Raw genomic sequence first — 20,069 nt, 5'->3', positions numbered from 1 at the left:
AAAATTATGGGATCCGAAGCTCTTGATGAAGTGCTTGAGGAAGAAGTAAAACGAAAAGTCAGCCGCCCTCGTCCTGGACACGCTGATTTAAACGGTGCCATGAAATACGGCCACAGGGATATGCGAAATGTCCTTGAGCGGTCTTCGGCTCGGGAAACTACCGTACGTGTAGCGGCAGGTGCCGTTGCAAAAAAACTATTATCTTTATTGGGGATTCAGGTAGTAGGTTACGTAGTGGAAATAGCCGGAATTAAGGCCAGTATTAACCCGGAACTTTCCGTGGAGAAATTGAAGGAAATTACAGAAAATTCACCAGTACGTACTGCTGATGAGAATGCTGAGCAAAAAATGATGCAAGCCATTGATGAAGCGAAACAAAATGGAGACTCTATCGGTGGAATAGTAGAGGTAGTTGCGACAGGAATGCCAGCAGGAGTCGGTAGTTATGTTCACTTCGATCGAAAATTAGATGCAAAAATTGCAGCGGCAATTGTTAGTATCAACGCGTTTAAGGGTGTTGAATTTGGAATTGGCTTTGAGGCAGCAAGAAAGCCTGGAAGTGAAGTGCATGATGAAATTATATGGGAACAAGGGAAGGGGTATTCTCGTAAAACGAATAGGCTTGGCGGTTTTGAGGGCGGAATGTCAACTGGAATGCCGATTGTTGTTCGTGGGGTTATGAAACCTATTCCTACTTTATATAAACCATTAATGAGTGTGGATATTGAAACAAAAGAACCTTTTTCTGCTAGTATTGAGCGTTCAGACAGTTGTGCGGTTCCAGCTGCAGCTGTCGTTGCAGAAAGTGTAGTATCTTGGGAGCTTGCCAATGCATTAATCGACCAGTTTTATAGCGACCGTTTCGAAACCTTAGCGAGTGAGATTCAAAAGCAGCGAGAATATGTGAGGGAATTTTAATGGAGACTATTCAAATCCAAGCTGAGTCAAAACAATACAATGCCTTTGTGGGGGAAGGTGTTATTGAAGAACTAAGTTCTTTTTTACAGACTCATTTTAATAGCTTAACTAGAATATTAATTATAACAGATGAAACCGTTTCTAAGCTGCATCTTCAGCGTCTGTTAGGTGTTCTGGGAAAGTGGAATCCGATTGTTTTTACGGCTCCAACCGGTGAAAAAGCCAAAACCTTCGAAGTATACTATGAAGCCCTTACTGTTGCACTTGAAAACCGTCTAGATCGAAAATCGATTGTATTATCATTTGGTGGAGGAGCAATTGGAGATTTATCAGGATTTGTGGCGGCTACTTTTATGCGAGGTGTCCCGTTTATCCAAATTCCGACAACTATTTTAGCTCATGATAGTGCAGTTGGTGGTAAGGTGGCAATCAACCATCCTCAAGGTAAAAATATGATTGGTGCATTCTATCAACCTGAGGCAGTTTTTTATGATTTGGATTTTTTAAAAACCCTCCCTCCTAGTGAAATTCGCTCGGGGTTTGCCGAGGTTATTAAACATGCTCTTATTTATGATGCGGATTTTTATCAATGGCTGAAAACGAATATATGTGATTTAGATCAGCTAAATCAACAACAGTTGTCCTATTCTTTAAACCGGGGTATTAAGATTAAAAATGCATTTGTCAGCAGGGATGAAAAAGAAACAGGGGTTCGTGCCTTTTTAAATTTTGGTCACACGTTGGGACATGCGATTGAGGCAGAAATGGGATATGGTAATTTTACCCATGGTGAAGCTGTCATGATTGGAATGATTTTCGCATTAAAGTTAAGTAATCAGTTACTGGGTCTTTCGTTTAATGTAGAAGAATTTAAGAAATGGGTTGAAAAACTTGGTTACTCAACCGTTTTTCCTAATCATCTTACCAATGAAAAATTATTGGATAAAATGAAGCAGGATAAAAAATCGATTGGGGAGTCTGTCCATTTTGTGTTACTTGAACAAGTAGGACAGCCAGTTTTAAGAAAAATTGCGGATACCGTCATATTAGACAATCTAAATCATTTCAACTGAGGGGAGGAATCTCATGATTAGAGGGATTAGAGGAGCAACCACGGTTCACATGGATGATCAGGATATCATTATTTCTGCGACTGAGGAACTAGTTGCTGCATTAATAAAAGTAAATGATATACAAGCCGAAGCTGTTGCTTCTGTGTTTATCTCAACTACTAATGATCTGACTGCTGCTTTTCCAGCAAGGGCTTTACGAAAATTTGAAGGGTGGACATATGTTCCAGTTATGTGTATGCAAGAGATATCTGTTCCTAATGCACTAAAAATGTGTGTGCGTATCATGATCCATTTAAATACTGAATTACCTCAATCTGAAATAAAACATGTATATTTAAATGGAGCAAAGGTACTAAGACCAGACCTGCCAAATAGCTTAGCCCTATAAAATATTTTTTTGAATTGGAGTGGGGAAAATGAGATGGAAAGAACAATTGTTATCACTAACTCCTTATCAGCCGGGGAAATCAATTGACTCTGTAAAAAAACAATTTAATTTAGATAAAATCATTAAGCTTGCTTCTAATGAAAATCCATTTGGATGTTCACCATTGGCACTTGAAGCCCTTCAAACAAATCCGAATAGCTTGGCCATTTATCCTGACGGGTATGCGACACGTTTAAGAGAAAAACTTGCTGCTTTTTTACAGGTAAGGGAGAATGAGCTTATTCTTGGGAATGGTTCTGATAACATAATTCAAATCATTTCCAGGGCCCTACTGCATCCTGGTGCTAACACGATTATGGCAACTCCTAGTTTCTCGCAGTACCGTCATAATGCCATTATTGAGGGAGCAAAACTCAAAGAAATCTCTTTATTGGCAAATGGTGAGCATGATTTGGAAGCTATGCTAGCAGCGATCGATGAACAGACAAATATCATTTGGTTATGCAGTCCGAATAATCCGACTGGTACATATATTCAGAAGCAAAAACTACTCGGATTTTTAGATCAAGTACCGGATCATATTCTTGTCGTTCTCGATGAGGCTTACTTCGAGTATGTGGTAGCTGAAGATTACTATCAATCCGTTGAATTGACTCGTAGATATCAAAATTTAATCGTGCTTAGAACATTCTCGAAGATATATGGATTAGCAGCTTTAAGAGTCGGGTATGGTGTGGCCAATCCACAAATTATCAAAGCGTTGGAACCTGCAAGGGAGCCATTTAATGTAAATACATTAGGACAAATGGCGGCAGCAGCTGCTTTGGATGATCAAGAGTTTATTACAACATGCAAAGAAAAAAATCGGCAGGGTTTACAACAATTTTATGATTTTTGTGAACAGCATAGCTTGAATTACTATCCTTCACAAACCAATTTTATTTTGATTGATTTCAAGATAGAAGGGGATGAAGTATTTCAATATTTATTAGAAAAAGGTTATATTGTCCGTTCTGGAAAAGCTTTAGGTTTTCCAACAGGGGCGAGGATTACTGTGGGTTCTTATGAGGAAAATGAAGGTGTACTAGGTGCGATTAAGGAATTTTTGGCGAATCGCTAAAGGCAAGGCCTAGGGCAGGGGGAGATTTTTTGAACGGCCGCATTTTTATAGTAGGTTTGGGATTAATCGGAGGTTCATTGGCACTATGTATTAAAAAAGAGCATCCGACTGCTTCTATTTTCGGATTCGATATCAATAGTGAGCAGGTAAGGCTTGCCAAGATGCTTGGTGTAATCGATGAAATTGCTGAAAATATTAGTGACGGAGCTATTTCAGCAGACTTAATTATCATTGCAGCACCGGTTAAAGAAACACAATCCATTATTCAATTATTAGCAAATTTACCATTGAAGAGAAATGTAATTGTAACAGACACAGGCAGTACGAAACGGACCATTGTTAATTCTGCAAACTGTCTAAAAGAACAAGGATTTACTTTTATCGGCGGCCACCCAATGGCTGGTTCTCACAAAAGTGGAGTTACGGCTGCAAAAGAGATCTTATTTGAGAATGCCTTTTATCTTTTGACACCTGAAAATCATGTCGAAAACGCCCAGGTAGAATTACTTAAAACCTGGTTAAAAGGAACACATGCAAAGTTTTTGACTATTTTACCTGAAACACATGATTATTTGACCGGCATTGTCAGCCATTTCCCTCATATTATTGCTGCATCCATTGTACGGCAGACAGAGAAATTGGCGGGAACAGAAACATTAATTCCGCGTTTGGCTGCAGGGGGATTTCGGGATATCACAAGAATCGCCTCAAGTAGTCCGGAAATGTGGAAGGACATCTTGCTCCATAATCGTGAAAATTTAGTCGAATTATTAACGGAATGGCAAGATGAGATGAATTGGGTAAAGGGTATTTTAGAGAATGGCAATGCAGATGATATTTATCAGTATTTTCAGCAGGCGAAGCAATTTCGCGACGGACTGCCGGCAAAAGAAAAAGGTGCTATTCCTGCTTTTTATGATCTATTTGTGGATGTACCGGATTATCCGGGGGTCATCTCTGAAATTACAGGTTATTTGGCTAAGGAACGAATTAGTATTACCAACATTCGAATTCTCGAAACACGAGAGGATATTAATGGAGTATTAGTCATCAGTTTTCAAACTGATGAAGATCGGCAAAGAGCAGAAAAATGTATTCTGACCTATTCAAGCTATGCAACATCAATAGGTACTTAAATGAATTGTAAAAGGTGATAAGATGTCTTCATTAAAACTTAAGACAAAAGTAAAAAGCTTAAGAGGAGAAATCACAGTACCAGGTGATAAGTCCATCTCCCATCGTTCAGTTATGTTTGGTTCCATTGCACATGGGGAAACAATAGTTACCAACTTTCTTCCTGGTGAGGATTGCTTAAGCACTATATCCTGTTTCAGAAAATTAGGAGTTACTATTAAGGAAGACGGTGAAAAGCTAAGAATTAGTGGAAAGGGTTTCTCAGGATTAACGGAGCCAAAAGAAATTTTAGATGTAGGTAATTCTGGAACAACCATTCGATTACTTCTGGGAATTTTAGCAGGACGCCCGTTTCACTCGTCCTTAGTAGGGGACCAATCCATTGGCAAAAGACCAATGACTAGGGTCACCGTACCATTATCCAAAATGGGAGCGGCTATTGATGGACGGAATAATGGCTGTTACACACCTATATCCGTTCGAGGAGGCAGTCTCGCACCGATTCATTATGAACTTCCGGTTGCAAGTGCCCAAGTGAAATCTTCCCTAATTTTGGCAGGTCTGCAAGCTGATGGGGAATCAACTATTATCGAACCGGTGGAAACCCGTGATCATACTGAAAGGATGATCCGTTGGTTTGGAGGAGAAATTAAAAAAGATCACAATGTAATCAAGGTAAAGGGTGGGCAAAAATTAACCGGCACCGAGATTCATGTACCTGGAGACATTTCTTCCGCTGCGTTTTTCTTAGTTGCAGGAGCAATATTACCTGAAAGTGAGATTGTCTTGAAAAATGTTGGTTTAAATCCGACTCGTACCGGAATCATCGAAGTCATGGAAAAAATGGGGGCAGATTTGGAGATCGTCCAGCAAAACCAAAGTCAATTTGAACCAGCAGGTGATTTGGTCGTTAGAACTTCCAACCTAAAAGGTACCGTGATCGAAGGGAATTTAATTCCTAAATTAATCGATGAAATCCCAATTATTGCTTTACTTGCATCTCAGGCTGAAGGAGTAACCGTTATTAAAGATGCTGAAGAATTAAAAGTAAAAGAAACCAATCGCATCGATACAGTTGTTCATGAATTACAAAAATTGGGTGTTTCTATTGTGGCAACAGATGACGGTATGATTATTAATGGAAAGTGCAAATTAATGGGCGGACAAGTTTCAAGTCATGGTGATCATAGAATTGGCATGATGCTGTCTATAGCAGCTCTATTGTGCGACGATGAAGTTCAACTCGACCAATCAGAGGCCATCTCTGTATCCTATCCAAATTTCTTTACACATTTAGATAAACTTTCAAGATAAAGCTGCTTGCATGCAGCTTTTATTTTTTCTATTGAAGTCATAGACGAATTCATGTCTGCATAGTTTTACATATAGACATGCATCATAAAATATTTTCTTTTAACCCCTTTTACTTAAAAAAGAAGGAAGTAGAGACCTAATTGTCGAAAAGAAAAAGTATCATGATATAATAGACAAGTTATTGCATTTACAAGGCTGAAATGTTTACTTTAAACTAAGATTTGGTCATCCTGAAAAGGAAAGAGAACAGGGAATGCTATTTCTTTTTAAAGTAAAGGGAAGAGGTTATCAGACTATGGACAGAGTGAATAAAATTATTCAGATGCTGGAAAATGGCCAACATAATGAAGCTCTAATTGAATATAATGTTGTATTAACAAAAGGAAAGCCTGAAGAGAAATTTCTTCTAAGTGAGGAATTATTTCAATTAGGATTTCTGGAGGAAGCCAAGGCTCTTGCTGAAAACTTGCTTGAAATTTATCCAGAAGAAGGGGAAATACTTGTTCTATTGGGTGAAATTCTCGTTGAGGCTGGGGAAGAAGAAGCTGCTATTCTTGTTCTAGAAAAAATATCTGAACAAGATGTGCATTTTGGACAATCATTGCTTCTTCTGGCAGATCTCTATCAAATACAAGGGCTTTACGAAGTTTGCGAAAGCAAATTACTAAAAGCAAAAGAAGTATTGCCAAATGAGATCGTGATTGATTTTGCAATGGGAGAACTTTACAGCGAGCAAGGTGAAGTAACTAAGGCAATGAATGCATATGAAAGCGTTTTAAAGGAAGTCGTCGAAATGGCGGGAGTTAATATTCATCAAAGAATCGCTGACCTTTTAAGTTCTTCAGGAGCATTTGAAGAAGCTTTGCCTTATTATGACAAAGCATTGGAAGAAAAACTTGAAATTAATACTTTATTCGGCTATGCTTTTACCGCGTTACAGGCAGGCTACAATCGTACAGCTATTGAAAAGTTTACTGAGCTGAAAGAACTTGATCCAGAATACCACTCACTATATTTACATCTTGCTAAGGCTTACGAGCGGGAAGAAGATTTAGAGAACAGCTTGAAAACAATTCAAGAGGGGATCAGGGAAGATCAATTTAACAAGGAACTATTTTTCTACGGTGGAAAGATCGCGTTAAAACTCGGGATTACAGAAGAAGCAGAAAAGTCCTTTCGCGAGTCACTTGCCCTCGACCCTGGATTCACCGATGCGGCTCTAACATTGAGTAGTTTGTTTATTCAGGAGGAACGGTATGAAGATGTACTTGACCTCATTTCACAACTTGACATTATTGAGGATGAGGAGCCGCAACTTCTGTGGGATGCAGCAGTAGCTTATCATCAACTTGAGGATTTTTCGCAAGCATTAGACAAATATGAAGTTGCATATACTTTCTTTAAACAAAATCCAGACTTTTTATCAGATTATGGATATTTTTTAATTGAAGAAGGAAAAACCGACCGTGCTGCCGAAATTTTTAAACAGTTACTTGTGGAGGATCCAACCAATTCCGAGTACTTAGACACACTTGAAAGATTAACCGATTTGAATCATTAAAAAGCTGAATATGCAGAGGAGGGAAACATTATGGCAACCCCTGTTTCTGTCAACGAGAAAAAGGATTTTATTCGCTGGTTTTTAAATCACTATCAACTAAAAAGAAGAGAATGCGTTTGGATTCTAAATTATTTAATGAGTCATGATCAGCTAATGGAAAAAGTTCATTTTGTTGAACAGGCGCAATATTGCCCGCGTGGTTTAATCATGTCAACTCATTGTGTTGATAAGGTTCCATTCCGTTTTTATAAAGAAAACGTGATGACGACAGACGCTGAAAAATCCTTTCATGATATTCGCCTAAATCGGGAAGAAGACATCTATATACAATTAAACTTTCATGCTTCAAATCAGGCACATCAATACGTAGCTGTTCTGGAAGAGAATCCATATGTCCCTAAACATCTGCAAGTAAATGAGAAAGATGGAATAGTAGCTGAACAGCTATTGCAGCACAGTATTGAACGTTTTCAGCGTGAAAAACTCCTTCAATTAATTGATGAAGCCCTTGATCAACAGGACCGACAAGCATTTGAAATGCTAACGGAGAAACTGAATCGTCTTATTAAGTCAGAACAAGAAGGAAGTTTGCGCTAAGCAAACTTCTTTTGACTTTTTTAAATTAGATCTCTCATTTGTTTATTAATTCAGGAGATAATGATATTATTGGGATAGATTTCAAAAGGCTGGTGCAAATATGAAGTGGATTTCGCAAGACATTGATACGTATTTAGGTGCAAAAGAGTATGTTGATACTGCTGTCATACCTTTATACCCGGTGGCTTTAGGAGAAGATATGCAATTATCTGCTGAAGCAGCAGAATTTATCACATTACTTACAGGTTATTTAGAAAAACAATTCACTGGCAGAGTTTTATTGTTCCCTCCGATTACATACTTAAAAAACGGACAAGATCAACCCCCTTTAACTTCCCTGGAAAATTGGGAGAAAAGCATCCAAAGTGCAGATTTCAAACATATATTTTACATTACGAGTGATATAAATTGGCGTGAGTTTGAAAAGGATTTAGCTGGTACACTATTATGGCTCCCATCCGTTCCCATGCAGCATATGAATGACTCACAAAAAATGAAAACGATTGAAAGCCATGTAAAGCAGCTATTATCGGTTTTTACACGCAAGTGGCATGAAATAGATTAAAAATAAGTGATATTAAATGTATTTAAAATAGTATGATATTGACCTAACCTAAAGATTGATATATCATTGTTATGTCCTAGTTTTATAAGTGTTTAATATTGTCCGATGGACTTACTTCGTGAATAAAGGGGGGGATAAGCATGAGTAAGGAGCGCGTTTCAAGAAGACAGTTTTTGAGCTATACGTTGACAGGGGTAGGCGGTTTCATGGCTGCCGGAATGTTAATGCCAATGGTTAGGTTTGCTGTTGATCCTGTGTTAAAAGCTGAAGGCGGCGGAGAATTCATTGCTACTAAACAGAAGGTTTCTGAATTGACCGATAAGCCTGTAAGGGTTGATTTTACCTTTAAGCAAAAGGATGCTTGGTATGAGTCAGAAGTAACAAGTACTGCGTGGGTTTATCGAGATAAAGATTCAGACAAAATCGTAGCCCTATCACCCGTTTGTAAACATCTGGGCTGTACAGTTAACTGGAATACAAATAAGGATTTTCCTAATCAATTCTTCTGTCCATGCCATTTCGGACGTTACACCAAGGATGGAACAAACATTAAAGGTACACCGCCACTGGCGCCACTTGATGTATATCCGTATAAAGAAAAAGATGGATACCTTTATCTAGGAAAAGCAGCACCACGGAAGGAGGCGTAATCATTGTTAAACAAAATTTACGATTGGGTAGATGAACGTTTAGATATTACGCCTTTGTGGCGAGATATCGCAGACCATGAGGTACCGGAGCATGTTAATCCGGCGCATCATTTTTCCGCTTTTGTATATTGCTTTGGAGGTTTAACGTTCTTTGTAACAGTTATTCAAATTCTTTCCGGTATGTTTTTAACTATGTACTATGTACCGGATATTAAAAATGCTTGGGAATCTGTTTATTATCTCCAGAACCAAGTGGCATTTGGACAAATAGTCCGCGGCATGCATCACTGGGGAGCAAGTTTAGTCCTTGTAATGATGTTCTTACATACATTACGCGTATTTTTTCAAGGTGCTTACAAAAAACCTCGTGAACTAAACTGGGTTGTAGGAGTTCTGATCTTCTTCGTTATGCTTGGATTAGGTTTCACTGGGTATTTATTACCTTGGGATATGAAAGCGCTGTTTGCAACAAAGGTTGGTCTTCAAATTGCTGAGTCCACTCCTTTTATCGGTTCGTATGTAAAAGTGTTGCTTGCAGGTCACGAACATATTGTTGGGGCTCAAACACTAACTCGATTTTTTGCCATTCACGTATTCTTCTTGCCTGGGGTACTGATGGGCTTAATGGCAGCACACTTTATCATGATTCGTAGACAAGGTATTTCCGGACCATTATGATTTTAACTTTGATTAAAAAGTGAATATAAACGGATAAAGGAGGGGGATTGCTCGATGCATCGCGGTAAAGGTATGAAGTTCGTTGGTGATTCTCGCGTTTTGGCGCCAGAAGCACGTACACCAAAGCTTCCGAAAGATTACTCGGAATACCCTGGCAAAACAGAAGCGTTCTGGCCTAACTTCCTTTTGAAAGAATGGATGGTAGGGGCAGTTTTTCTTGTAGGCTTTTTATGCTTGACTGTTGCACATCCGGCTCCGCTCGAACGGATTGCGGATCCGACTGATACAGGATATATTCCATTACCTGACTGGTATTTCTTATTCTTGTACCAATTATTAAAATATACTTATGCTTCTGGACCATACAATGTTATTGGTGCCATGATTATTCCTGGTCTGGCATTTGGAGGTTTATTATTAGCTCCGTTTATTGACAGAGGTCCTGAACGCCGACCGTCTAGACGCCCGTTGGCAACTGGTTTTATGCTGTTAGCTTTAGCGGCTATTACATTCTTAACATGGCAATCCGTTGCTACCCATGACTGGAAAGCAGCTGAACGTCAAGGGAAAATTGTTGCCAAGGTAGATATTGATAAAACCAGCGATGGCTACCAAATTGCTAAAGAAAATACCTGTATCACTTGTCACGGTGAAAATTTCCAAGGTGGTGCCGGTGCCCCAACATTAATTGGAACTGGTTTAAAACCTGAAGAAATTCAAAAAATAGCTAAAAACGGTAAAGGCAAAATGCCTGCTGGAGTCTTTAAAGGCAATGATGAACAGCTTAAAAAGCTTTCAGAGTTCATTTCTGGTCTTGGAAGTAAATAATTATTACCTAAACAAAAGCTGACGACAATCGCGTCAGCTTTTTTATTAAGAGCCTATTAAATAAATAGATGAAATGGGGAGTTTGTGTGCGGTGGCTTTATCCTATTTTGGCCAATAGATCAATCCTCAAACTTTTATTAGTTATTAACATTGCAGGCACTATTTACGGATATTATTGGTACGGTTGGCAGTTGAAAAATACTCCGACTCTATTTCTGCCTTTTGTCCCTGACAGCCCAACAGCAAGTTTATTCTTTTGCTTGGCTTTGGTTGCATTTTTATGGGGAAAAAATTGGCCCATAATAGAAGCCTTGGCGATTGTTACGCTTTTTAAATATGGAATTTGGGCTGTGGTCATGAACCTTTTTGTTATGGTCGTACAAGGCGGCCTCGAATGGCAAGGGTATATGCTGATATTCTCCCATTTTGCCATGGCGGTGGAAGGAGTTTTATATGCCCCTTTCTATCGGATAAAATGGTGGCATTTAATCGTTACGGCTATATGGACCTTACATAACGATATCATTGACTATGTTTTTTTTATGATGCCGAGCTACCAAATGTTAAATAAATATATTCCAGAAATAGGCTATTTCACATTCTGGCTTTCAATCGCTTCAATCGGAATTGCCTACTATTTTGCTTTACGCCCAAATAGATTTAAATTGGAAATTTAATAACTCATAGTGCAAAATTTGGTCTAACCTTGTCCAACCCTTCATACATTTTAATAGTAATGAAAGGAGGGACAAGAATTGAAAAATAAATGGTTCCTTTTGGTTGCCATTATTTTATTATTTCTTCCAAATACAACTTATGCTGAACAACAAACTCCTATGGAGAAACTGGATGATATATCTGATGAGGCTCTGCAGATGGTAAAGTTTCATAGATATGATGATGCGAAAAAATTGCTTGATTACTTTTCTGTTCAATTTAACAGTGTGAGTGGGGCTATACATCCATTAACGGTAGATGAGGTAAGAATTGTAAATTCTTCCCGAGATGAAGCGATGGAAGCCGCAGTAAGTCCTGATATGAGACATGAAGAAAGAATCAATAAACTCACCAAATTCAGACTGGTAATAGATGCTATTTCTACTAGTCACCAACCATTATGGACGGAAATGGAAGAGCAAGTTATGAATGCCTTCCATCAGGCAAAAGAATCCGCCAAAACTGGAGATTCAGCGCATTTTCATTCCAATTTTAACACCTTTTTATCCTTATACAACGTCATTTATCCAAGTATGAAAATTGATGTGCCGGTAGAAAATATTCAAAGATTAGATGCTCGAATCAAATTTATTGATGAATATCGTTCCCAGATTCTTCATGATAGTGAAGGTCAACGGGAATTGGACAAGCTTGACAGTGATTTACAGAACTTGTTTACAAATGTGGAGGATGATGAAGCAGATCCTTCCATTTGGTGGGTTATCATTTCAACTGGCAGTATTATCATCATGACTTTATCCTACGTCGGATGGAGAAAATATCAAGGTGAAAAGGATACAAAATTGAACCGTTCCAGAGAGCATAAAGATTGACGCAGTAAGTGGGCTTTACTAAAATGATAGTCATCAAGAGCTAGATAGGAGAGGTTCCAACATGTTATATATAATCTATTTTGCCATCATTGTTCTCATTCCAATTTGGGCTCAAATGCGAGTTAAAAATACATTTGCAAAATATTCCCGTGTGGCTTCGTCGAGTTACCGCAGAGGTGCAGAAGTTGCCAGGGAAATTTTAAATGCAAATGGATTATATGATGTTGGCGTTGAAGAAGGACATGGATTCTTAAGTGATCATTATGATCCACGTACTAAGACAGTTCGTCTTTCCCCAGAGAATTATCACGGTCAATCTATTGCTGCTGCAGCGGTGGCAGCACATGAATGTGGACATGCTATTCAAGATGCTCAAGAATATGCATTTTTACGTTTTCGCCATGCTATGGTTCCAATTGCCAATATTGGTTCAAACTTTTCTTGGATCCTTATCTTTATTGGAATTTTAGCCCATATAAGTGGCATGTTGCTACTTGGGATCATTTTCATGGCGGCAGCAGTCCTGTTCCAAATTATTACACTACCTGTAGAATTTAATGCCTCCAGCAGGGCGATGGATCAGGTAGTATCACTTGGATTAATCAGTAACAATGAGGAAAGAGAAGCAAGAAAAGTTTTAAATGCCGCTGCGCTTACTTATGTAGCAGCTGCTGCAGTTGCTGTTCTAGAACTATTAAGATTGGTGTTAATATTTACTGGAATGAATAGAGATGAGGATTAAATAAAAAGCAATGTCCATGACGACATTGCTTTTTTGGTGAAAGAAAAGTTAGCTATTCTATTAGACATAAGTACAATTGTGGCTTTTTCTTAGCCCGATGGTTCGCTAAATCAAGAATCTTCTAATCGATAATTGGCATTTTATTTTCATCCAAAGTAAATCCCTCTCCATGGACATCATGGACGATGGAGATCGATATAAAAGCATGAGGATCTACTGAGGTAATGGTATTCTTTAACCTCATGATTTCATTTTTTGCAACCACACAATATAGTACATCACGTTCACTTTTTGTGTAAGAACCGTATCCCTTTAATGCAGTAACTCCCCGTCCCATTTCTTCCAAGATTTTTTCGGCAATTCTCTCATTCTTTTCTGAAATAATCATGGCACCGCGTGCAGAATAGGCCCCTTCCTGAATGAAGTCAATAACTCTTGCACCAACAAACACAGCTACCAGTGTGTACATAGCTTGTTTGTAATTTAAATAGGTAATGAGTGAAAGAGCAATAACACATGCATCAAACATGAACATCGTTTTCCCCATATTCCAACCTATGTATTTCTGAACAAGTCTGGCAATAATGTCAACCCCGCCGGTTGTTCCACCATATCTAAAAATGATACCTAAGCCAATACCCGTAAATACACCTGCAAAAAGAGCTGCTAGTGTTAAATCACTTGTTAAAGGCATATCGATTGGATAACGTTGAAAGATCCAAAGGAAAATGGAAACACCGACAGTTCCTATAATGGTATAAATAAATAAATTGCGACCTAACAGTTTCCAGCCTATAAAAAATAGAGGAATATTTAGGATTAAGTTCGTATAGGATGGGTCCCAATGAAACAAGAAATACAAAAGTAAAGTAATACCAGTGAACCCGCCTTCAGCCAGCTTATTTTGCATATTAAAAGTTACCAGACCAAATGACATAATTGCCGTTCCTAAAAGGATAAAGGCTATATTTTTTATTTTAAGACCAAATATCATTCATATTCCTCCCTTGCCAACATTTTCAAAGATTGGCGGTTTTTATTATATCGAATAAACGGATTAAGAGCAATGACAGTCAGAGGATGTTATTGAAAATCAAAAACATTTGTAAAAAGCTCATAATTTAGCTAACATGATAGTAGAAAAAATTCAATAATAACGGTATTGGTGGTGAATTGGTTGAGTAAGCAAAAATCAATGAAGGATCTTCAATTAGAAGTAGATCAATACATAAGCCAATTTAAAGAAGGGTATTTTAGTCCTTTAGCAATGCTTGCTAGGTTAACAGAGGAATTGGGAGAATTAGCGAGAGAGGTGAACCATTATTACGGAGAAAAACCTAAAAAAACAAGTGAAACGGCAAAAACCATTGAGGAAGAACTTGGGGATCTTCTATTTGTGTTAATCTGTTTTGCTAACTCCCAAAATATAGATCTACAAAAGGCGCATGATGCGGTCATGCATAAATTTAATACACGGGATAAAAACCGTTGGACGAGAATAAATCAGGATAATATGGAGTGATTTAAATGGTGAATATTAGAATTATCATTGCCGGTCCCCGAGGGAGAATGGGTAGAGAAGCGGTTCAGCTCGTTGCCAATACTGAACATTTTTCACTAGTTGCAGCCGTGGACCATAAACATGACGGGATCATGTTAAGTGATTTAGAAGGGTTTCATTCGATACATAATGTCCCAGTTTATACCGATATTGAAAAATGTTTTCAAGAGGTTGAGGCAGATGTATTAATTGATCTGACGACACCGGAATCAGGAATGTATCATACATCAACTGCTTTAAAATATAATGTCAGACCTGTAGTAGGAACAACTGGATTTACAAAAGAACAGCTGGCAGAATTGGAACGGATTTGCCTTGAAAAAGAGCTTGGTTGTATTATTGCCCCAAACTTCGCAATTGGTGCCGTTTTAATGATGAAATTTTCACAAATGGCTGCTAAATATTTCAACGATGTTGAAATAATCGAGTTACACCATGATCAAAAACTGGATGCACCATCCGGGACAGCTGTTAAAACGGCCGAAATGATTTCGGCTGTCAGAGAATCAAAAACGCAAGGGCATCCACATGAAAAGGAAACCATTAAAGGGGCTCGGGGCGCGGAATTTGATGGCATGCACATTCATTCTGTTCGATTGCCAGGTTTAATTGCTCATCAACAAGTTCTATTTGGGTCAGATGGACAAACCTTGACTATACGTCATGATTCTTACCATCGTGGATCCTTTATGTCAGGTGTAAAAGTTGCTGTTGAAACAGTCATGAAACAAAATCAATTTGTGTATGGCCTTGAAAATATTCTAGGGTAGGGGAGACCAATTATGAATATTGCGTTAATCGCTCATGATCAAAAGAAAAATGATTTAGTACAATTCGCTACAGCTTATCAACATATTTTTGCAAAGCATCAATTATTTGCAACTGGAACTACCGGCACGCGAATAAATGAGGCAACCGGATTACCGATTACCCGATTTAAATCAGGACCGCTTGGTGGAGATCAAGAAATTGGAGCAATGATAGCAAAGGATCAAATGGATGCGATTTTCTTTTTCCGTGATCCATTAACTGCTCAGCCACATGAACCTGATGTTACGGCTCTAGTAAGATTATGTGATGTTTATTCCATTCCTTTGGCAACCAATATGGGGACAGCTGAATTATTAATTAGAGGGCTAGATCAAGGACTGCTGGACTGGAGAAAAATTGTACACGAAAATGGTGAAGGAAAATGAGTGAAAGGCTGCATATTTTGGCATTTGGCGCCCATGCTGATGATGTGGAAATCGGCATGGCTGGCACGATTGCCAAGCTTGCTTCCGATAGATATAAAATTGGAATATGTGATTTAACGTTTGCGGATCTTTCGTCCAATGGCAATGTTACTCTCAGAAAACAAGAGGCAAATCTTGCAGCTGAACTTTTAGGGGTTTCTTATCGGAATTCTCTCGGACTTCCAGATCGGGGATTATATCTCAATGATGAATACATAAGCAAAATAGCGGATGAAATAAGAAAACATCGACCAAAAATTGTCTTCGCCCCATATTTTGAGGATAGGCATCCGGATCATGGAAACTGTGCTCGGCTTGTTGAGGAGGCCGTTTTTTCTGCTGGGATTAGAAAATATACGACAAAACAGTGTAATCAGCCTCATAAAGTGGAGAGACTTTATTTTTATATGATAAATGGATTTCATCAGCCGGATTTTACCATAGATATTACGGAGAACATGGATCAGAAACTAGCAGCCTTAAGAGCATACAAAAGCCAATTTGAAGTAACGGAGGAAAGTGTCGATACTCCTCTTGTAAATGGGTACATAGAAACAGTAGAAGCAAGGGAAAGAATGTTTGGAAAGCTTGTTGGTGTTCAATTTGCGGAGGGCTTCAAAACAAAGATTCCGATTCTGTTAAAGCATGATTTGATTGGAGAGTAAATATGAGGAAGTTAAAAATCGGAATAACCTGTTATCCATCTGTAGGCGGATCTGGAGTGATCGCTACTGAGCTAGGAAAAATGTTGGCAGAAAAGGGGCATGAAATCCATTTTATTACCTCAAGCATCCCTTTTCGGTTAAATAAAATCTATCATAATATTTATTTCCACCAAGTAGAAGTGAATCCTTATTCTGTTTTTCAATATCCCCCGTATGATATTGCATTGGCCAGTAAAATGGCAGAGGTGGCAACTCGTGAAAAGCTGGACATCCTTCATGTTCATTATGCGATTCCCCATGCGGTATGCGCCATTTTAGCTAAACAAATGGCCGGCAGAGATGTAAAAATAGTTACAACTTTACATGGCACGGATATAACTGTATTGGGTTATGACCCATCCCTGGCAGATGCCATTAAATTTGGTATTGAAAAATCAGACATCGTCACAGGGGTTTCAAACTCACTGGTTCAACAAACCTACGAGCTGATCCACCCGGATAAACAAATTGAAACAGTCTATAATTTTATAGACGAGCGAATTTATCGAAAAACTAATTCTGATCACTTACGGACGGAATTTGGCATAAAGGATGACGAAAAGGTTATCATCCATGTTTCTAACTTCAGGGCGGTCAAACGGGTACAGGATGTCATAAAATCCTTTGCCAGAATTGCATCAGCAATGCCAGCAAAGCTTCTACTTGTAGGGGACGGCCCGGAAATGACAGTGATTTGTAAATTGGTTAAACAGTTGGCACTTGAGGATCAGGTTATGTTCCTTGGAAAGCAGGAAAATTTAGAGGAATTATATTCCATTAGTGACCTAAAGCTCTTATTATCAGAAAAAGAAAGTTTTGGTTTAGTAGTTTTAGAAGCAATGGCTTGTGGTGTTCCTTGCATTGGAACGAATATAGGTGGTATTCCGGAAGTCATCCAACAGGGGGAAACTGGATTTCTTTGCGAGGTGGGCGATATTGATGAGATTGCTGAGAAATCAATAGCCTTATTATCTGATGAAAAAAAACACAAGCAATTTTCAATGCGCTCTGTGGAAGCAGTAAATACAACCTTTAAAGCTGAAAAAATTGTTGAACAATATGAAGAGCTTTATTTTAAGCTACTGAATTAGGTGAAGATATGAAGGAACCCTTTTTATCAGCAGTACCGGTATTAGAGAAGTTAGTTGAAGCTGGTTTCGAGGCTTATTTTGTCGGTGGTTCTGTAAGGGATTACTTATTAAATAAACAAATTAGTGATGTGGATATTGCCACATCTGCTACCCCGGAAGAGGTAAAAAGAATTTTTCGGAAAACAGTGGATGTGGGAATCGAACATGGTACGGTACTCGTTTTACATAATCAAAGATCTTATGAGATCACCACGTTTAGAACGGAAGGAGAATATGTTGATTTTCGCAGGCCAAAGGAAGTCGCTTTTATCCGTAATTTACAGGAGGATCTGCAGCGAAGAGATTTTACGATGAACGCTATGGCGATGGACCGCTTTGGAACGATTTTTGATCCTTATAAAGGCCAAGACGCCATTAAAGCACAATTGATTAAAACAGTTGGTCCGTCTCAAGATCGCTTCCATGAAGACGCGTTAAGAATGATGCGTGCAGTCCGATTTGCCAGCCAGTTATCCTTCCGAATTGATGAGGAAACACTTGAAGCACTGTCAAAATTCAATTATTTGCTGGATAAAATTGCCGTTGAACGGAAACGTACTGAGTTTGAAAAGTTGCTTATCGGGCAAAACAGAAGACAAGCATTGAAAATCCTTCTAGACTCTAGTTTATATAAATATTTACCTGGACTTCAAAATCAAAAACACTTGATAGGAAGCATGATTTCTTATAAAAGTGAAACCCTCAATTTATCAGAAATGTGGGTTTTATTACTCCATTGTTTAAAAGTGCCTGAAAATCAAATTGATACATTCTTAAGAGAGTGGCGTTTATCTATTAAGGAAGTCAAGGAAATTTCCCATATTTTCAGGTTCTTTACGCTGAGACTACAAAAAAAATGGACTGTTTATGATTTATATCTAGCAGGTGGCAATACAATCATGTCTGTTGAAAGGCTTTATTCAGTTATTCTAGGCAGCGAAAATCATAATTCCATTGACTTTTGGCTTAAAAGATATCAGGAATTGCCTATTAAAGAACGTTCAGAACTTAAGGTGACAGGTAATGATTTGTTGACTTGGTTTAATCGCAAAGGCGGACCGTGGGTCAAGGAGACTCTCGAAAAGGTGGAAACGGGGATTTTGGAAGGAAACGTGTTAAATGATTACCAAAGAATTAAGGAGTGGCTTATGACGTGCAGTCAGAAATAAGAAAAAAACTGCTTGATGCTTTTACAGAGACAGGTGAATCTTTCCTTTCTGGTCAATATTTGGCGGAGCTGATCGGCTGCTCAAGAACAGCAGTTTGGAAGCATATTGAGGAATTGCGTAAAGAGGGCTTTGAATTAGAAGCAGTAAGAAAAAAAGGCTATCGAATAGTTAAAACGCCCGAAAGGATTACTGCTGATGAAATTCGGTTAGGGTTAGTTACAGAGTTCATCGGTAAAAACATTTATTATCAAGAAACGGTGGATTCTACCCAAAAAATTGCAAACCAACTTGCTAGTTCTGATTCACCAGAAGGCACGGTGGTGATTGCAGAGGAGCAAAAATCCGGGAAAGGCAGAATGAATCGAAAATGGCATTCTCCCAAGTATACCGGTATTTGGATGAGCCTCATTTTGAGACCCAATATTCAGCTAATAAAAGCACCCCAATTAACCTTGCTAACAGCAGTCGCGATCGTTCAGGCAATTGAAGAGACCACTGGCATAGTCCCAGAAATAAAATGGCCCAATGATTTATTAGTTAACGGAAAAAAAATAACTGGAATTCTTACGGAACTCCAGGCAGAAGCAGACCGGATTCATTCTATCATCATTGGAATGGGTATAAATGTAAATCAAAAGAAAGAGGATTTTCCTGAAGATATTCAAAAAATCGCCAGTTCTCTCTATATAGAGAAGGGTGAAACAGTCTCGCGGGCAAATTTAATCAGAAATATATGTAAGCATTTTGAAAAACTGTATATCATCTATTTGAATCAAGGCTTTTTGCCGATTAAAATCTTATGGGAAAGTTATGCCGTCAGTATCGGAAGAACAATCAGAGCGAGAACGATTACCAATGTGATTGAAGGAAAAGCCCTCGGAATTACCGATGAAGGTGTCTTAAAACTAGAAGACTCCTCCGGAACAATCCATCACGTATATTCCGCGGATATTGAGATTTAAATAAACTAAAACCTAAACCAAATAATCGTCAGAACTACCATTGTTTTATTACGAAAATAGTATTTGAATGATTATAAAAACTTTAATCTAAAAAACATTTTACTTCAGACCGCTATGAGAAGATTTAAGCATCAAGTGTTCGAAGAAGCTCTAACTTCGGCCAGCAAAGCGGAAATCCAGGCCACAGGTG

General features: G+C 38.4%; 23 protein-coding genes. 22 read left to right on the top strand and 1 reads right to left on the bottom strand.

Annotation, left to right across the window (positions count from 1 at the left end):
- The 15 genes from aroC to V7083_RS16390 form a co-directional block, all read left to right on the top strand.
- The coding region (gene aroC / locus V7083_RS16460) for a chorismate synthase (protein WP_335479792.1) at window positions 1-918 on the top strand (918 nt) is incomplete at its 5' end.
- Window positions 918-1,991 carry a 3-dehydroquinate synthase gene (gene aroB / locus V7083_RS16455; protein WP_335479791.1) on the top strand — a complete coding sequence of 358 codons (1,074 nt, stop codon included), beginning with the start codon at window positions 918-920 and terminating at the stop codon, window positions 1,989-1,991. The genes aroC and aroB, both read left to right, overlap by 1 nt.
- Window positions 1,992-2,004: 13 nt before the next feature.
- Window positions 2,005-2,379, top strand: coding sequence for a chorismate mutase (gene aroH, locus V7083_RS16450; RefSeq protein ID WP_335479789.1), 375 nt, complete (start codon window positions 2,005-2,007; stop codon window positions 2,377-2,379).
- A 28-nt stretch (window positions 2,380-2,407) separates the two neighbouring features.
- Window positions 2,408-3,499: a histidinol-phosphate transaminase gene (gene hisC / locus V7083_RS16445; RefSeq protein ID WP_335479786.1), complete on the top strand. Its 1,092-nt coding sequence runs from the start codon at window positions 2,408-2,410 to the stop codon at window positions 3,497-3,499.
- A 29-nt stretch (window positions 3,500-3,528) separates the two neighbouring features.
- Window positions 3,529-4,635, top strand: a complete 1,107-nt coding sequence (locus V7083_RS16440) for a prephenate dehydrogenase (RefSeq protein WP_335479783.1) — start codon at window positions 3,529-3,531, stop codon at window positions 4,633-4,635.
- Between the two features lie 22 nt (window positions 4,636-4,657).
- Window positions 4,658-5,947, top strand: a complete 1,290-nt coding sequence (gene aroA / locus V7083_RS16435; RefSeq protein WP_335479781.1) for a 3-phosphoshikimate 1-carboxyvinyltransferase — start codon at window positions 4,658-4,660, stop codon at window positions 5,945-5,947.
- A gap of 295 nt (window positions 5,948-6,242) precedes the next feature.
- Complete coding sequence (locus tag V7083_RS16430) at window positions 6,243-7,508, top strand: tetratricopeptide repeat protein (RefSeq protein ID WP_335479779.1); 1,266 nt, start codon at window positions 6,243-6,245, stop codon at window positions 7,506-7,508.
- A gap of 30 nt (window positions 7,509-7,538) precedes the next feature.
- Complete coding sequence (locus V7083_RS16425; RefSeq protein ID WP_335479777.1) at window positions 7,539-8,105, top strand: ReoY family proteolytic degradation factor; 567 nt, start codon at window positions 7,539-7,541, stop codon at window positions 8,103-8,105.
- A 100-nt stretch (window positions 8,106-8,205) separates the two neighbouring features.
- A complete protein-coding gene (locus V7083_RS16420; protein ID WP_335479775.1) occupies window positions 8,206-8,670 on the top strand; it encodes a YpiF family protein in 465 nt (154 codons plus the stop codon).
- 140 nt (window positions 8,671-8,810) lie between these two features.
- Entirely contained in the window at window positions 8,811-9,320 is a 510-nt protein-coding gene (locus V7083_RS16415; RefSeq protein WP_335479773.1) for a ubiquinol-cytochrome c reductase iron-sulfur subunit, read from the top strand.
- A 3-nt stretch (window positions 9,321-9,323) separates the two neighbouring features.
- Window positions 9,324-9,998, top strand: coding sequence for a menaquinol-cytochrome c reductase cytochrome b subunit (gene qcrB / locus V7083_RS16410; RefSeq protein WP_335479771.1), 675 nt, complete (start codon window positions 9,324-9,326; stop codon window positions 9,996-9,998).
- Between the two features lie 54 nt (window positions 9,999-10,052).
- Window positions 10,053-10,826 (top strand): menaquinol-cytochrome c reductase cytochrome b/c subunit, encoded by a 774-nt coding sequence (locus tag V7083_RS16405; protein ID WP_335479769.1) that lies wholly within the window; start codon window positions 10,053-10,055, stop codon window positions 10,824-10,826.
- Window positions 10,827-10,912: 86 nt separating this feature from the next.
- Complete coding sequence (locus V7083_RS16400) at window positions 10,913-11,503, top strand: DUF1405 domain-containing protein (RefSeq protein ID WP_335479767.1); 591 nt, start codon at window positions 10,913-10,915, stop codon at window positions 11,501-11,503.
- Window positions 11,504-11,581: 78 nt separating this feature from the next.
- Window positions 11,582-12,376, top strand: coding sequence for a sporulation protein YpjB (gene ypjB, locus V7083_RS16395; protein ID WP_335479764.1), 795 nt, complete (start codon window positions 11,582-11,584; stop codon window positions 12,374-12,376).
- 61 nt (window positions 12,377-12,437) lie between these two features.
- The gene (locus V7083_RS16390) at window positions 12,438-13,118 is read left to right on the top strand and encodes a zinc metallopeptidase (RefSeq protein WP_335479762.1); all 681 of its coding nucleotides are present in this window, start codon (window positions 12,438-12,440) and stop codon (window positions 13,116-13,118) included.
- A 121-nt stretch (window positions 13,119-13,239) separates the two neighbouring features.
- On the opposite strand, the gene V7083_RS16385 is transcribed toward V7083_RS16390, so the two are convergent.
- On the bottom strand, window positions 13,240-14,112 hold the full coding sequence (locus V7083_RS16385) for a YitT family protein (RefSeq protein WP_335479760.1): 873 nt from the start codon (window positions 14,110-14,112) through the stop codon (window positions 13,240-13,242).
- A 201-nt stretch (window positions 14,113-14,313) separates the two neighbouring features.
- Here V7083_RS16385 and V7083_RS16380 point away from each other — a divergent pair, with 201 nt between their 5' ends.
- The 7 genes from V7083_RS16380 to V7083_RS16350 are packed head-to-tail and all read left to right on the top strand — an operon-like array spanning window position 14,314 to window position 19,879.
- Complete coding sequence (locus V7083_RS16380) at window positions 14,314-14,640, top strand: nucleotide pyrophosphohydrolase (RefSeq protein ID WP_335479796.1); 327 nt, start codon at window positions 14,314-14,316, stop codon at window positions 14,638-14,640.
- 5 nt (window positions 14,641-14,645) lie between these two features.
- Window positions 14,646-15,449 carry a 4-hydroxy-tetrahydrodipicolinate reductase gene (dapB, locus tag V7083_RS16375; protein ID WP_335479758.1) on the top strand — a complete coding sequence of 268 codons (804 nt, stop codon included), beginning with the start codon at window positions 14,646-14,648 and terminating at the stop codon, window positions 15,447-15,449.
- Window positions 15,450-15,461: 12 nt separating this feature from the next.
- Window positions 15,462-15,875 (top strand): methylglyoxal synthase, encoded by a 414-nt coding sequence (gene mgsA / locus V7083_RS16370; RefSeq protein WP_335479756.1) that lies wholly within the window; start codon window positions 15,462-15,464, stop codon window positions 15,873-15,875.
- The gene (bshB1, locus tag V7083_RS16365) at window positions 15,872-16,579 is read left to right on the top strand and encodes a bacillithiol biosynthesis deacetylase BshB1 (RefSeq protein ID WP_335479754.1); all 708 of its coding nucleotides are present in this window, start codon (window positions 15,872-15,874) and stop codon (window positions 16,577-16,579) included. The genes mgsA and bshB1 overlap by 4 nt, the downstream gene beginning before the upstream one ends.
- A 2-nt stretch (window positions 16,580-16,581) precedes the next feature.
- Entirely contained in the window at window positions 16,582-17,709 is a 1,128-nt protein-coding gene (gene bshA / locus V7083_RS16360) for an N-acetyl-alpha-D-glucosaminyl L-malate synthase BshA (RefSeq protein WP_335479752.1), read from the top strand.
- 8 nt (window positions 17,710-17,717) lie between these two features.
- Window positions 17,718-18,917 (top strand): CCA tRNA nucleotidyltransferase, encoded by a 1,200-nt coding sequence (locus tag V7083_RS16355; protein ID WP_335479749.1) that lies wholly within the window; start codon window positions 17,718-17,720, stop codon window positions 18,915-18,917.
- Entirely contained in the window at window positions 18,902-19,879 is a 978-nt protein-coding gene (locus V7083_RS16350; protein WP_335479747.1) for a biotin--[acetyl-CoA-carboxylase] ligase, read from the top strand. Before V7083_RS16355 ends, V7083_RS16350 begins: the two co-directional genes overlap by 16 nt.
- Window positions 19,880-20,069: the final 190 nt, after the last annotated feature.

Origin of the sequence: Bacillus sp. JJ1764 (assembly GCF_036962145.1) — a bacterium.
Taxonomy (GTDB): Bacteria; Bacillota; Bacilli; order Bacillales; family Cytobacillaceae; genus Neobacillus.
The sequence above is the reverse complement of the archived record's forward strand: the minus strand, read 5'-3'. Positions and strand labels throughout refer to the sequence as shown.